Annotated in this window: 12 protein-coding genes; 9 read left to right on the forward strand and 3 right to left on the reverse strand. The window is 35.4% G+C overall.

Features of this window, described 5'->3' with window-relative positions; all coding sequences use genetic code 11:
* Positions 1-103: 103 nt before the first annotated feature.
* On the reverse strand, positions 104-2,473 hold the full coding sequence (locus tag C6988_RS05360) for an Ig-like domain-containing protein (protein ID WP_182134029.1): 2,370 nt from the start codon (positions 2,471-2,473) through the stop codon (positions 104-106).
* Between the two features lie 99 nt (positions 2,474-2,572).
* On the opposite strand from C6988_RS05360, the gene C6988_RS05365 reads away from it, so the two are divergent.
* The gene (locus tag C6988_RS05365; RefSeq protein ID WP_182134030.1) at positions 2,573-6,232 is read left to right on the forward strand and encodes a tetratricopeptide repeat protein; all 3,660 of its coding nucleotides are present in this window, start codon (positions 2,573-2,575) and stop codon (positions 6,230-6,232) included.
* Positions 6,233-6,235: 3 nt separating this feature from the next.
* Here the strand turns inward: C6988_RS05365 and C6988_RS05370 are convergent, their stop codons facing one another.
* On the reverse strand, positions 6,236-7,045 hold the full coding sequence (locus C6988_RS05370; RefSeq protein ID WP_182134031.1) for a TrmB family transcriptional regulator: 810 nt from the start codon (positions 7,043-7,045) through the stop codon (positions 6,236-6,238).
* A 249-nt stretch (positions 7,046-7,294) separates the two neighbouring features.
* Here C6988_RS05370 and C6988_RS05375 point away from each other — a divergent pair, with 249 nt between their 5' ends.
* The 8 genes from C6988_RS05375 to C6988_RS05410 all read left to right on the forward strand — a co-directional run bounded on the left by C6988_RS05375 (position 7,295) and on the right by C6988_RS05410 (position 13,649).
* Positions 7,295-7,990 (forward strand): archaellin/type IV pilin N-terminal domain-containing protein, encoded by a 696-nt coding sequence (locus tag C6988_RS05375; protein ID WP_182134032.1) that lies wholly within the window; start codon positions 7,295-7,297, stop codon positions 7,988-7,990.
* Between the two features lie 159 nt (positions 7,991-8,149).
* Positions 8,150-8,872, forward strand: a complete 723-nt coding sequence (locus C6988_RS05380; protein WP_182134033.1) for an archaellin/type IV pilin N-terminal domain-containing protein — start codon at positions 8,150-8,152, stop codon at positions 8,870-8,872.
* 140 nt (positions 8,873-9,012) lie between these two features.
* The gene (locus tag C6988_RS05385) at positions 9,013-9,696 is read left to right on the forward strand and encodes an archaellin/type IV pilin N-terminal domain-containing protein (RefSeq protein WP_182134034.1); all 684 of its coding nucleotides are present in this window, start codon (positions 9,013-9,015) and stop codon (positions 9,694-9,696) included.
* Between the two features lie 82 nt (positions 9,697-9,778).
* On the forward strand, positions 9,779-10,528 hold the full coding sequence (locus C6988_RS05390; RefSeq protein WP_182134035.1) for a hypothetical protein: 750 nt from the start codon (positions 9,779-9,781) through the stop codon (positions 10,526-10,528).
* Between the two features lie 71 nt (positions 10,529-10,599).
* A complete protein-coding gene (locus C6988_RS05395; RefSeq protein ID WP_182134036.1) occupies positions 10,600-11,319 on the forward strand; it encodes an archaellin/type IV pilin N-terminal domain-containing protein in 720 nt (239 codons plus the stop codon).
* A gap of 17 nt (positions 11,320-11,336) precedes the next feature.
* Positions 11,337-12,635 carry a hypothetical protein gene (locus tag C6988_RS05400; RefSeq protein ID WP_182134037.1) on the forward strand — a complete coding sequence of 433 codons (1,299 nt, stop codon included), beginning with the start codon at positions 11,337-11,339 and terminating at the stop codon, positions 12,633-12,635.
* On the forward strand, positions 12,636-13,115 hold the full coding sequence (locus C6988_RS05405) for a flagellin (RefSeq protein WP_182134038.1): 480 nt from the start codon (positions 12,636-12,638) through the stop codon (positions 13,113-13,115).
* A gap of 18 nt (positions 13,116-13,133) precedes the next feature.
* On the forward strand, positions 13,134-13,649 hold the full coding sequence (locus tag C6988_RS05410) for a hypothetical protein (protein ID WP_182134039.1): 516 nt from the start codon (positions 13,134-13,136) through the stop codon (positions 13,647-13,649).
* Positions 13,650-13,672: 23 nt separating this feature from the next.
* On the opposite strand, the gene C6988_RS05415 is transcribed toward C6988_RS05410, so the two are convergent.
* Positions 13,673-15,874, reverse strand: coding sequence for a hypothetical protein (locus C6988_RS05415; protein ID WP_182134040.1), 2,202 nt, complete (start codon positions 15,872-15,874; stop codon positions 13,673-13,675).
* Between the last annotated feature and the right edge of the window lie 151 nt (positions 15,875-16,025).

Raw genomic sequence — 16,025 nt, forward strand, 5'->3', positions numbered from 1 at the left:
TGTTCAGTGTGGACACACGATTTTTTCATTTTGATAAATTAATCTTTCAAATGATTTTTTTATTTTCTTTGTTTAAAACAAACGATCAATTTTTTTGTTTTAACTATTGTCTAATCTGTAACATGCCTTTCTTTTTTAGCATAAATCCACCAATTCCGATTGCAGCTGGAACTAAAATTAATACTGGATCAAAACCAAATACTTCAAATTGAGTATATTCTGATGATTCTGATTCTTCACCAAAGGCCATAAACTCTGAATCATTAGTTGAATTCACTTTGACGGTTTTTGTAATACTTACTGGAGAGTACCATGAACCAGATACATCAGCTGAAATCTTGATGTTTGTCTTTGATTGCCCTAAAACAAATAACAACGCCTCACCTGTAGAACCTGTTGTAGGGGAAGCATTTGTAACTAAACCCCCCTCTACATTCCATTTTACACTCATATCTGATAATGGATTATCATCATGAGTCACTTTCAATGTTGCAGAAAATGATTCTTCGCCTTCAATAATACCAGGTACTGCTAATTCTAATGTTGGTTCTAGTGATGTAATCTCAATATCATATGTTTCAATTGGTAATCCGTCTGTAAGAACTGATAATTCGGTTTCTCCACTAGCTTTTGCTGCAACATCAAATAGGCTATAATATTCTCCTTTCTTGATAGTAACAGAGTCTGGAATCTCTAGTAATGATTCATCTTTCAATACAAATTGAATCTCTACATCCTTGCTTGCAAATACTGGAGAGCCAGCATCATTTAGAATCTGGACTGAAAACACATCATTTGTACCAGAAAATATTACATCAGAATGTACAAGCTCTACTTCTGATATACTACTTGAAACACTATCGATGTTAATTGTTTCTGCATAATTTTTAATCTTAAATTGTATATCGTCATCTCCTTCTTTCAAAGATTCTCCATTAATGATTGCAATTTTTTCTCCTTTGTTAATTGTTCTTTTTTCCACTGATACATATTCACTTGGTGAAACAAACAATTCTGAGTTTTCTGGGAATCCTGGAACATCATCACCATCTACTAAGTACAATGCGATAGGGAATTTACTACCGGAAATTATTTTATCAACCAGTGGCTCTACTTTCAAATCTAGCGATTTCTTATTTGGGCCAAAAACTGTTGGAGAAATGATATCTGCTTCTTCAATTCTAGGGAAAATTTCAATTTTTTCTGGAACGCTTGTTCCTACCTTTGCATAAATTGGAACTGATCCATCTCCTTTACGTAATACTACGCTTTCAACTTGAAGAAAAGTCTCATCAGCTGAATCAATCAAAACATGAATATCCTTACTTGCTTTGATAGGATTTCCGCCTTCATCCTCTAGATACATAATTCCAATTAATTCTCTTTCTCCAGTAGCCAAAATTGGTAATGTTTCAATTTTTACTATTTTTTCATCAAACAATTCAAGATTTTTTGTATCAAATGTCTCTGTCTTGACTACTAGTGGCTTTTTTGCAGAGATTGAAATATCGTATGTATCTTCAATTCCACTAAGAGTTGTAAATGTAGTATATCCCCAATACATTCCCTTTTTTATCTCAAAATATCCGACTGTCTTAATCGAATTGTAAAGATCATCACTTAGGTTTGTCTTTGTGGTGTAATCATCATTTGTAATTCGTAAATCCACCCTGATATTCTCTTTAGCAATAACTGGTTGGCCTCCTCTCTCTAATTGCGCAATAATGTGTCCCTTTGATGCTGTATGGGTGTTGATTGTTTTAGGAAATACATGCAGAGCAATATCTAAATCCTCTTCATCATCAATGTTAATTTCAATACTTTTTGGTTTCATTCCAAGAGATGAAGCATAAATGTCTGCATCTCCAGAACCAATAATCTCAAACTGTGTAATCACATGATTCTGCCCTTCTTTAATTATTACTTCGGGTTGTAAAATCGAAATTATGTTGTTATCCGATGAGCTAAGTGATACTATCGTATCTTGTTTTGCTAGCACAGGAAATCCATCCTCATCTGCAAGTTGTACTGAAACGTATCCTTTGGTTAGTCCATCTAATGAATATTCTTCTGGAGTTGTTTTAATCAAAAGCTGCGTTTGACTAAATTTATTTCCAAAAATTTCTATTGGGACTTCAATGGGAGAAAAACCTGGCGCAACAAGTGTGATGGTTGTTTTTCCAGCCTTGTATGCTTTAACAGTGATCTCTGAAACAAAACTTCCAGTATCTGAATTTACATCAGTCACTTTTACTATGGATGCATCAAGACTCACCGCTCGCAAATTTTCTATTTTTTTTGGAAATACACTACCATCCTGTGTTGTATAAACTAGAATCTTTGCTTCTGAACCTTCAACAATTTTAGGTGGAATAAATCTTGTATCAAATTCCATTTCTGCAGCTAAAGCATACTCCAGTGTAGAAATTATACTAATTACAATAGCAAATACTAGTACTAATCCTGCCTTCAAACATATTTTAGGGATAAATTACTCATATAACACAGTGTTTGGATTTTCTGAACAGATACTACGATATTAGAAATTTTCTTATGAATTAAACTGGATGTAATGGTTTCAGACACAGGGGTAATTGAAAATCAGCTTCAATTAATGAATGGAGTTCTTGAACGATTGTTAGAAGAACAGGAAATTTCTCTAGAATTAATTCCAGATGATTCTTTTACATTAGCAACAGACAAAAAAATAAAAATTGATAGCATGATAAAAATCCGAGAAAACTTACTTGGCAAAAACCCAAAATTAAGAAATAAAACAGTTTCAAATAAAAAACTAGAAACTTTACTTGGAAATTATCATTATTATTCAGGTTCCCATGATAAAGCACTTTCATTTTATCAGTCTGCACAAAAATTTGATTCAAAATTCTTAGAACCACTATTCAATGAAGGTCTTACTCTTGCTAAATTAGGAAAACATGATAAAGCTATCTCTTGTTATGATAAGGTATTAGCTATTAATCCAAAATACTTTGAGGCAATTTATTGTAAAGGTAATTCGCTTACCACAGTTTCAAAACACGAAGAAGCTATCTCTTGTTATGATCAAACACTCAAAATTGATCCTAACAATTTTGATTTACTATTTAACAAGGGTATGGCACTCAAAGAGCTTGGAAAATTCACCGAGGCTCTCTCATTTTTTGATCAAGGCCTAAGCCTTCAACCATCCAACTTTCAAACAATATTCCAAAAAGGCTTATGTTTATTGGAATTGGATAAAAACCAAAACGCACTTGTCTGCTTTGAAAAAGTACTAGAAATTGAACCAAATTATTTTGATGCAATTTTTAACAAAGGCATTGTACTTAGAAAGCTAGAGAAATTTAACGATTCAATAACTCAATTTGACAAAACACTTGCTATAGATTCTAACCATTTTGGATCTTTATTCAACAAAGGACTGTGTTTGTATAATCTTGGAAAAACTCAACTTGCTTTATCTTTCATGGAAAAATCATTAAAATTTAATCCAGAATATGCATTGTCTTATTACTATAAAGGAAAATGTCTATCAAAGATAGGCAACTTTTCAGAAGCCCTGACTCAATTCAACACTGCAATAGATCTTGAATTTACCCTAACTGATGCATATCTTGCAAAAGGCGACTTATGCTTCAACTTAGGTGACTATGAGAGTTCATTGAAAGCATACGATCATGTCTTACAACAAAATCCAATTCACATAGAAGCCTTATTTGGAAAGGGTAGAACACTCTCATTTCTTGAAAGGTATGAAGAATCAATTGTGAACTATGATCAAATTCTGGAGCAAATACCAAATCATTTTGATACTTTGTGGTGTAAAGCCAAATCACTACAAAAATTAGGAAAATACCAAGATTCTGTAAATTTTGCCGATAAGGCACTCAAGATTAAATCAAATCATTATGAGAGCCTTGTGATAAAAGCCCAATCACTAAGTAACCTTCATAATTATTCTCAAGCCCTTGAATCCTTTGAAAAGGCATTAGCACAGAATCCGAAGAAGTTCAAAATAATTCTTGATACTGCAAAAATCTTTTTGCATATACAAGATTTAGAAAAATCATTATTCTATATCGACAAGTCACTAGCAATTAACCCAACAAATTTTGATTCTTTGCTATACAAAGGAATTGTCCTTGCATCACTTGAAAAACACAAAGAAGCCATAGAATACTTTGATAAGGCAATTCTCAATAACTGCAAAAGTGCCGAGGTTTTCTATAAAAGAGGATTATCTTTTGCATTCTCAAATAATCATTCTGATGCAATATCTTCCTTAAACAAAGCACTGGAAATTAATCCAAATTACTTTGACGCACTACTTCAAAAGGGAATGCTTCTGTTATCAATGGAGAATTTCCAGCAGGCATATTCTTCATTTATGCGTGCCTTGGAAATTATGCCTGATAATTCTCTCTTATTGTATAATGTTGGATTATGTTATTCTGGGTTAAATCAGAATTCTGATGCAATATCTTCCTTAAACAAAGCACTGGAAATTAATCCAAATTACTTTGACGCACTACTTCAAAAAGGAAAATTGCTATCAAAGCTTGGTACTCATGCAGATGCTCTATCAATATTTGATAAGGCACTAAAAATTAAACCAAATCATATCGAAGCCTTATACCAAAAAGGAAATTCATTATCATCTTTGGGGAAATTTAATGAGGCACTTGTATTTTATGAGAATGTATTAGAAATTAATCCAAATTACTTTGATGCATTACTTCAAAAAGGAAAAATCATGTTACTCACTGAAAGGTATAAGGATGCACTTCAATGTTATAATTCAGTATTAGAAATTAATCCAAATTACTTTGACGCACTACTTCAAAAAGGAAAATTGCTATCAAAGCTTGGTACTCATGCAGATGCTATATCAATATTTGATAAGGCACTCAAAATTAAACCAAATCATATTGAAGCTCTATACCAAAAAGGAAATTCATACTACTTACTTTCAGATTACCAAAATGCATTAAGCACTTTTGATAGAATTATTTTAATAAATTCTGACAATGTAGGTGCATTATATCATAAGGGTCTAATTTTTGAAAAATTGGCTAATCATAATAGTGCGTTAATTTATTTTGATAAAGTTCTATTTCTTGATAAAAAATATACACCTGCATTATTCCATAAAGGAGTAATCTTACTAAAGCAAAAAAAGTTTGAAGATTCAATATCCTGTTTTGATAAAATATTAGAGATTAAACCAAATGACATTGAAACTTTATGCAAAAAATCACTTGCCTTGATGAATCTTGGTCTTATCTCAGAATCTATTTCATATGCAGACAAAGTACTATCTACAAAGCCTCAAAATATCAATGCATTATACCAAAAAGGATTATGCCTAGAACAAATATCAAAACTATTTCAAGCAGTATCCCTATTTGATAAAGTATTAGAAATAATTCCAAATCATTATGATGCATTATTTCACAAAGGATGTTCATTAAAGAATCTTGGAAAAAATATAGAAGCACTTTCCTGCTTTGATAAAATTCTTGATAAAATACCCCAGGATGAAAAATCCCTACTTCAAAAGGGAATATGCCTTACAAAATTAGAAAAGTATCATGAAGGGCTATTCTGTTATGAACAAATTTTAAAACAAAATCCATCATATACACCTGCACTTCTTCAAAAAGGCATTACAATTTTAGAGACTGGTCAGTATGAAGAATCTATAGAAATATTCCAAAACGTGCTCAAAATTGAACCATTTAATCAAGAGGCGTTGCTTTTCATGGGAAAGACGCTATCGATACTAGGGAAATATGACTCTGCAAATGCATTCTTAGAAAAAATACTAATTTCAAATCCTAATCATTCAAAGGCATTATTTACCAAGGGACAAATTTGCATAAGAACTGGAAAGACATTAGAATCTATAACTTTCTATGATAAGGCGTTACTAACCAATCCAAAAAGTATTGAAATTTTATCATCAAAAGCTAGAGCATTATCTTCATTATGCAAGTATGAAAAATCTATAGAGTGCTTTGATAAAATTCTAAATGTAGAACCAACAAACATTCCTGCAATGTATGAAAAATCTAAACTATTGGTAAAACTTGGAAATATTGTAGACTCTATAACTCTACTCAAAAAGATCATCACCATAGATCCCATCTACAAAGAAATTATTATGAAAGAATCAGACTTTGCAGAATTACAAAGTAATTATCAATTCAAAAATATACTAAAAATTTAATTTTTATTTCTTCATTAATACTTCTAAAGGCTTTGATTTCTTCCAGAGATGATTGCACAAACTATGCATGTTACTTACCATCTCTGATGAATTTGTATACAGTATGGAATCACTTTCATCATTCAAATCCATTGATTCTTTAATTGAGCCTGACATGATTAGTTGAGTGTCTTTTTCAACAATTATTCTACTCTTTGATGGAAGTTTACCAACTCTTGTCTCAGTAGCATTCAATCTGGCAATTAAAGGTAGTAAATTATCACTTTTAGTATCTGTTAGCAGTTTCACCTCGATTCCTTTGTTTTTACACAAGGCAATTTTTTCAGGAATTGATGTATGATACATTCGTAAAACATCTTCCACAGTTGTTACGATAAACAATGAATTAGTAGAAACCTGAATTAATTTTCCAATCCTTGCATAGATATTTGATCTGCCTTGTATGATTGAAAATGATGATACCTCATTAGTTGAATTTTCCTTTGATACATGTTTCAAATCGTTTGCAATTTTTTTTGCCAGTTTTTGCATCGTTGTGATCTCATCTTCTCTTTTTTGGATCATGATACTTAGTGCGTCTTCTGGATTTACTGCCTGACATATTGTAGGATTAGAAAATGTAGTAGATACTAATCCTAAGTTACGGAGTCTATTAAGAGCACGATAAGCCTTACCTCTATCAATTTCTAATTTTGATGACATACTTCCTACTGTAACTGAACCCATTTGAAGTAGTCCTAGATACATCACTGCATCTGGTTCTTCTAGCCCAAAATTTGATAATGAATTTACTAATTCTTCATTAACATTCATTGTGTGTATTCACCTAAGACAACTTTGATGTATTTATGTAGGATCATTTTGTTTAATCGTAAAATTTCCATATAGATTCCATTGTGTAAAATAATTTGAGCTCTTGTCTGTATGGACTAAACGAACATCTGACTATGTGATTTTTTGATTTTTAATTAATTTGTATTTTTATTATTAGAAAAATCATGTCAATGTCCGATCATCTCGAACACACTCTAGGATATACCCTGACACCATTAATACATTTCAATGAACCTTATTAGAAAAGGACACGGACATACCCACAGAGGAGTCATTGGTGTAGAGTCTGCAATAGTTATGATTGCATTTGTGATTGTAGCAGCAGCTTTGGCCTTTGTAGTTCTCAACATGGGTTTCGCTACAACACAAAAAGCAAAAACATCCATCATTTCAGGACTAAATGAAGCATCTAGCAGCTTGGAAATTGCTGGTAAAGTTACTGGTATAGGTAACGTTGTAACAGGACAACTGGAAGTAATTTCTGTACCATTAAAAATCGCTTCTGGTGGTGATTCAGTTAACTTGCAAAATACAACTGCCAGTGTAAAGTATCTAAGTAATACTGTAGAATATGATAACATATTAGTAGGTACTGCAAGCACATCTACAAACGCTGCAAATGTCACCGAAGGATGGGAATTAGCTTTGAGACATTTCGGAACAGTTGTACCAGATAATCCAGTCAACGGCACTTGGTCAGGTGCTACAAAAGCAATATTCTACTGGACTGTCGGTGCAGGTAATCAAATCTTAGATGAAGGTGAACATGCAGTTTTATCGATTGCATTTGATCAGGCTGGTCCAGATGACAGACCATCTGCATTAGATCGAATAAGAGCAGAAATTCTCCTACCAACAGGAGCACCTCTCACAATTGAAAGAGATGTTCCAAGCATTACCAACACTGTTGTAGATCTAGGATAGAAAACCGTGATTATGTAAATAATCACTAAATACTATCTTTTTTATTTATTCTAAATTCTAAAAAATTCTTTTCACAACTATTGTAACAATAGAAAACACAAATGTCCGATCATCTCGAACACACTCTAGGATATACCCTGATACCATCAATACATTTCAATGAACCTTATTAGAAAAGGACACGGACATACCCACAGAGGAGTCATTGGTGTAGAGTCTGCAATAGTTATGATTGCATTTGTAATTGTAGCAGCAGCTTTGGCCTTTGTAGTTCTCAACATGGGTTTCTCCACAACACAAAAAGCCAAAACCACAATCATATCTGGTTTAAGTGAAGCATCTAGCAGCTTAGAAGTTGCAGGTAAAGTAATGGGAATAGCTTGTACAGAAACAGCACAAGGTTGCTCAACTCCCTATCTTAATGCAACAGGAATTCCCCTTAGAATTGCTTCCGGTGGTGATGCAGTAAATCTTGAGGAATCTTACACTCAGGTAAAATATCTCAGTAACTCTATTGAGTATGATGATATCTATATTGGAGCAATAACAACTGCTACTGCCTCAAGTTTAGAAGGTGGTTTTGATGCTGGTATTACAGCATTATCAGAATTGGTTGCAGGACAAAATCCAGTTGATGGTGGATTAACCACTGGAACATACGCTTTCACATACTGGAGTGTTTCTAGAGGAACTCAAAATGCAATCCTAGATGAGGGTGAACATGCAGTTTTGGCAATTGGATGGGACAGTGATGAATCAACTGAAGAACGACCAACCTCTCTTGATAAAATGAGAGTAGAAGTTATTCTTGCAACTGGTGCATCTCTAACTGTTGAAAGAGATATTCCAACACTGACACACCTAGTAACCGATCTTGGTTAGGTAATTCAATTACCTTTTTTTATTTTTCTTATACGCATTCTATATTATTTTGATTTATTTTACACTCTCGATTTTTTCAAAAATGTCTGTTCAAGTAGTACATACAACAGGATATACTCATACTTGATAATTATATTTCAATGAAACTTGTTAGAAAAGGACACGGACATACCCACAGAGGAGTCATTGGTGTAGAGTCTGCAATAGTTATGATTGCATTTGTAATTGTAGCAGCAGCTTTGGCCTTTGTAGTTCTCAACATGGGTTTCTCAACTACTCAACGAGCAAAGACTGCAATCATTGCAAGTCTTGAAGAGGCATCCAGCAGCTTAGAAATTGCAGGTAAAGTTACTGGTTCTGGAGACGTTACTGCTTCATTGATGAATGTTACTGCAGTACCTCTAAAAATTGCTTCAGGTGGTGATTCTGTAAATATGAATCTACAATTAACAGCTGTAAAGTATCTAAGTAATTCCATTGAATATGATAATATATACAATGGAACATTACAAACAGGTAACTACGTTAACCTAACACAAGCTATGCAAGTTGCTGTAAGCCAAAGTTTACTACGAAGCAATCCTGTCAATGATACTGCTAATCCAGGACAAACAACTTCAATCTTATACTGGGCTGTCAACAGAAATAATAATTTCATCATTGATCAAGGTGAACATGCTATAATGGCTATAGTCCATGGTGCTGACGAAAGACCAGGACCTCTTGATACCATAAGAGCAGAGATTATTGTCCCAACAGGTGCTCCATTGACAATTGAGAGATTAGTTCCAAATGTAACACATGATGTTGTAGACCTAGGATAGGAGCAACACTCCTTTTTCTTGCTTTTTCAAAATTTCAAACTGAACATAACTTTGTTTTTATTATGAAATACCAAAGCTAATTATGAATTCACACCTAAATGCCATAATTCTTAGTATTACTATTACCATGTTTATTGGAATTATTTTCATTAGCATAAACTCTGAAAATAAAGTGGTATCGTACTCTGAGAATTCAAAAAAAGATGTAATGTTTGAGACTAAATATCATAAAAATTATGAGGAATTAAAGGCCAGTGAAAATACTGTCGTTATCTACCCAATTTTCACCCAAAGTGCCTATGAATGGGGAGGAATTCATGATTTTTACCAAAACAGATGTGCCGAATGTACTAGTACAGAAATTCAGCCATTCTTTGAGAAGCGTTATGCATCAAGCGGTACTGCATTTTCAGTCTTGGAATTTCTGGGATATAACATAATAAATGACATTGATCTTGATAAAAATCCTGATATTCTAAGCCAATTTGAGAAGGTTATCTTACTCCATAATGAGTACGTCACTGAAAATGAGTTTAATGCAATTACTACTCATCCAAATGTTATCTATCTCTATCCAAATTCACTAAGTTCTCGAATATCAGTTGATTATGAATCTAATGTCATGACTCTTCAACAAGGACCTGGTTTCCCTGATAGTAACATAAAAAATGGATTTGATTGGGAGTTTGATAACTCTCAATTCATGAGTGATTGGGACTGTAATGGTTATGAGTTTTACAAAATTGATAATGGATACATGTTGAATTGCTATCCAGAAAAAATTCTGCAAAATAATGGAATTGAAATTTTAAAAAGAATTAAAGAACTATAGGTTCAAATTTTTCATGTCCGATCATCTCGAACACACTCTAGGATATACCCTGATACCATCAATACATTTCAATGAACCTTATTAGAAAAGGACACGGACATACCCACAGAGGAGTCATTGGTGTAGAGTCTGCAATAGTTATGATTGCATTTGTAATTGTCGCAGCAGCTTTGGCCTTTGTAGTTCTCAACATGGGTTTCTCCACAACACAAAAAGCCAAAACCACAATCATATCAAGTCTTGGTGAAGCATCTAGCAGCTTAGAAGTTGCAGGTAAAGTAATTGGATCAGGACATATAACTGATGCAAAACTAAACGTCACTGCTGTACCTCTAAAAATAGCTAGTGGTGGTGAATCAGTTAATCTGGCACCAGGAACTGCATCAGTAAAGTATCTTAGTAACTCTATCACATATGATGATATCTACCAAGATACATTAACTGTCAACACAGACGGAGATGGCGATCCAAACGACAATGGTGAATGGTATCAATTACGTGAAGCAGTTGATGATGCTGCAACCGCAGGATATTGTACAAATGATCCATATGACACTGCTGGTGATAATCCAAATGAGACATGTGCATTCATCTATTGGACTGTAAACAGTAACAATAACGACATCTTAGATCAAGGTGAACATGCAGTATTGGCAATCGTATATGCAAAGAATGATAGACCATCTGCATTAGATACTATCAGAGCAGAAATCATCTTGCCAACTGGTGCATCATTGACCATAGAACGACAAGTACCATCAATTACAACTTCAGTGGTGGATCTCGGATAGAAATAAGGAGTGATAAAATGCACACTCCAAGCATTTCTTTTTCTTTTTCTTTTCTAAACAACCTAACGCAAAGTTTTAGAATTTTTCTTGTAACAAGTATAGCCGGAACTTATACTCTAGTTCTCTATGAGCTATTTCCAGAATTTTTGTTTAACCCAAATTATTCCCTGACATACTTTGTTGCACCTGTTGCAGCAATAGCTGGTGTACTGATTGGATTACCAAAGTTCATGAATCGTGGAATGAAAACAGCTAAACCAAAGGCAAAAAAGACTGAGAACAAGTCAGGTGAGGACTTGCTTAATGAAATTATTGGCGGAGACGATTCCGGTGAATCAACCCAACAAGGAGTGCAGCAGGATTCTACAGGCGTGATGGCTGGAAACTCTGAAGGCGTAACACTAGAGCCTGCATCAGTCGGCGGACCAAATGCTGAACTTGATGCCTTGCTAGGAGGCGGAGAATCAAATTCAAGTACTGTATCTGCAGATATAGTCACCTCAGGTGGCTCCATCTCTGGATTAAACGAGGATACCATACGAGACATGATTGACCAAAAATTCGAGCCAGTCGAAAAGGATCTCTCTTCCTTCAAAAAAGACCTAAACAAGATCAAAGAAGACATGAAGATTACTAAAGAAAACGTTGATAGCTTGACTGAATCCTTTGAGGGAACACTAACTGACATGAAGGCATTTCAGGCCGAAATTGCAAATCCTCTAAACTTTATGAGAAAATACTTTGAATCAATCGATCTCAAGAATCTATCAGACCCATCCTTGCCGTTACGACAACAAAACCGAGCGCCAGAACAAACAGTATCACAAGCCCCTATACCACAACCTGCATCTCAGGCACCAGTATCTGTACCCCAACCTGCACCTGTTCCTGCACCAGTTACAGAACAAGCATCACAGATTTCCCCACAGGTAAAACCAAAGACAACTGAGATGGAGAGTATCGAAAAAGGAACAGACCTTGATAACCCTATGGACTCTGTCATGAAGCCACTATTTTCTGGTACACTTAGCGTTAGCAATCTAATGTCAATAGTGGAGCTAGCTGGTGAGATGCTAAAAGAAAACGGTGATGACTGTATTGATCTATTAATTGAGCAGTGCAAGCTCATGGGACTAAAAGACGAAGACGAAAATACAATTTATAATATAATCGACATGCTCAAAAAATCTGGCATGAATGTAGAGGATACCCTAATTCAGCTATACAAGTTTGCAAAAATAGTTGGAATCAATGACAAACAGGCAGATGCTCATTACAAAAAATTACTAGAATCAAGAGACGAGGAGGATGATTAAATGGCATCAGGACTAATTGGTGAGGCAATTCTAATTATCGCATCAGTTATTGTTGCAGGCTCTGTTGCAGGGGTGGTACTGTCCCAGATTGGTGTCTTTGAGTCTTCCATCACACAAACATCAGAAGCTCAAAAGGATAAGTTATTAACAAAAATCAAGATTATCTATGTTGCAAACTCTACAGATAATGATGCTGAAGTCTGGGTGAAAAACATTGGTAAAAACCCTATCACTAGTCTTGATAAAATTGATGTATACTTTGGTCCAGTGAATGCAGTACAAAGATTTGCATACACCGTTGGTGATGTTGATGAAACTTGGGAGATCAACGGTGGAATTCCAAGTCCTGCAGTATGGCAACAGATGGATACCTTGGAGCTACAACTAGATGAGGACAGCTTGGCAAAATCCACAACATATGAGGTACGAGTGATTACTCCACAGGGCGTTTCTGATGAGTATATTTTTTCAATTCCTTAATGGATTGGTGATAATCAATTGGGACTAAGTAATGCAATATCAGGTGGAATTATCATGGTTGCACTAATCGCAGTCTTATTGACCGTACCAGGGATAGTGGGTACTACTTCAGTAGTACAGGATGCATCTACAGATATTTCTGAGATTGAAACAAAAATTTACAATACTGGAATAGCTGTATCCTCACTTTCTAGCTCAGCCGATTCTGCACTTGTCACTTTCACTGTAAGCAACCCTGGCAGTGAGAAACTATGGGATTTTGCAAATTTTGATCTATTCATTACGTACAATGGTACATCATCAGGTTTACGAACCGAACAGCTAACATACTCTGGAACGTGTTCAGGTGATCCATCTGCTGGAAACTGGTGTATCAATTCGTTTACAAATGATCTGCTTGATCCAAGCATACTGAATCAGGGTGAGGCTATGAATTTGCGTAGTACTTTATCTGAGAATACCGATACTGGTTTGGTTGCTGTAATTATCTCTACAAATAACGGTGTATCAACATCAAAGTCCACAACAAACTAAATTTGTTTAATTTTTAAAATGTTTTAGACCGTGATTGAATCACTTGTAACTTTTCCACTATCACTTATCACTGTAGCTTGGAAAAATCCACCTGTAACTGGTGGGTATGGGAGTCTACCAATCACTTCAGCAGATTCTCCAGGGTTTAGTATTCTTGGATCCAAACCGTCATCTCCAATGCCCCTGATTCCCCATTCGTTTGCATCACCAGTGAATAATGTAATTACAAATTCTGCCCATGACCAATCTATTTGGTTTCCGGTAACCACATACCTGACTCTCAAATCTGTATAGTTTGTAATAGAGTCCGCCTGGGTTGTAGAAAGAGTTCTTGTCTTTTGAACAAAGGGTTCTGTTCCAATGACGTTTTCTTCGTTCCATGAGGCTATAACGGTCTCCCCTTGTCTTAGCTGCACCGTTAGCGTTGTAATGGGAACCTCATGCCAAGCAAACATGAATGGTTCTCTATCATTAGATGATGATAGGGAATTCTCTAATGCGGTGCCTAGGGCTGACCAACTCGAACCATTCCAAACCCTGTGAAACAGATCACTGTTGGAGTCTGAATATAGCGCCATCATCCTATTAGATAATGGATCTGCCCTCAACTGGAGAAATCTAATATCGTTAGTACTTCCAGTCTCAGTTGTTACCGAGCTAAAACCGCTGGCATCAGACCAAGTTCTCCACGATAATTGCTGCTTGTTTGCATCCGTTGCAAATGAAAACAATGCATCCCCAGTACTTTTCTCAAAATCCACGCTAATTCCCCTATTGTCACTAACCCCTGCTATACTTGCAGGGCGAGTTTCCCATACGCTTCCATCCCAAGCACCAAATTCCAACTCATTATCACGCTGAAGCATTCCTACTGCAATCTCTGATGAGTCAGATTCCGGATTGTATCCTGCTGAAACCCATCTTACATCATCATTTAGTAATGTATACGCTATAGCTTCTGTGTTCCAGCTCGTGGTAAATTCCTGATAGTAGAGTTGTTTATTATTATCTCCCCATATCAAAAATGCATCACCTGATGCCCTCTCAAATGCAATGTCAAAACATTGATAATCTCTATCATGAGGTGCCGTTGCAGTAGTAGTTTGATTGTCCCAAGCATTTGAAGAATTCCATCGCATTGCATGAAGTAGTGTATCATCTGTTAGTATCCCAACAAAAATCTCATTAGAATCTGGTTTGCTTTTAGCAACAACCCACTTGGGTAATTCACCAACAGCAAAAACAGTACCTGCATTTCCGTTTGAAGCATCCCAGATTCCACTGACTCTCTTCCTAAACTTTAACTGGTTTGAGCCGTCACCAAACACTACTATGACATCATTTGATTGATCCTCGTAAGCAATATCAAATACCCTGGTGTCACTAGCTGCTAGGTTTGTAGTCCAATTTGTAGTCCAAACTGCACCATTCCATGTCTGTACGGTTAGCAAATTTGTTGTAACAGAAATTGTTGCCATTACTTTCTCAGTAGTTGCTGGAGATGCCTTTACAACTGCCCACTGAATGTTATTGATTATTGGCGCACTCGAATCTGCCTCAGAACCAAAACTACTACCATCATATTCACGATACTTTGGGAATAAGGCTGCCAGCTCCCCATACCCCAAAATCCCTTTGTTATCGTCAAGTGGAGGGGCTTGGTACGTATAACGAAGAAGGTGCCCATAACCAGATTCGGGGTCTGTTATACCGCTTAGCTCAACTTCAACGTCGTTGGTAGGTGTTCCTGTCGAACCAGGTGATGAGATATAATCTGCATCACTTCTCGTGGATTCATCTATCTTTTGATACAGGGGTGTTGCAGTCCAACCTCCAGTTCTGTTATCTGCTATTGGTCTTGCGACATCCGGATCTGAATCCCCATAAAAGGAATCTGGTTCTGAAAATGTAAAGACCTCACTTAATCTTGTTGTAGTGCCACCAACGTCAGCATCATACGTAATTATAAAACTAAAATCTTCATAATTCCAGATCCTCTCTGAACCCCCATTTGTAAGATAAAATGTGAACAGATCATTCCCTGCCTCTGCTGTAAGACTAGAAATCTGCAGAAGAGTCTTTCCAAAAATGTTTTGAGCTTTATTGATGTCAGTTTTTGCATCACTAATTTCGATTATTTCTTCACCATTACCAACTATTACTATAATTGCAAAAAAAGCAACGGTAACAGATATGCTACCAGCTATGGCAATTCCTAAACCCATTTGATATCATTATACCTTGAATTAACAAATCAAATCACATCGCCTGTCCGATTCGTACAAGCTTAGAATGACACAACCCTAAAGATTCGTTCAAAAAAGCCAAACAGTATCTTATATCGATTTTCCCACTCAATCCTGTTGTGATAGTAAT

Origin of the sequence: Nitrosopumilus sp. b1 (assembly GCF_014078545.1) — an archaeon.
In the GTDB taxonomy this organism is placed as follows: Archaea; Thermoproteota; Nitrososphaeria; order Nitrososphaerales; family Nitrosopumilaceae; genus PXYB01.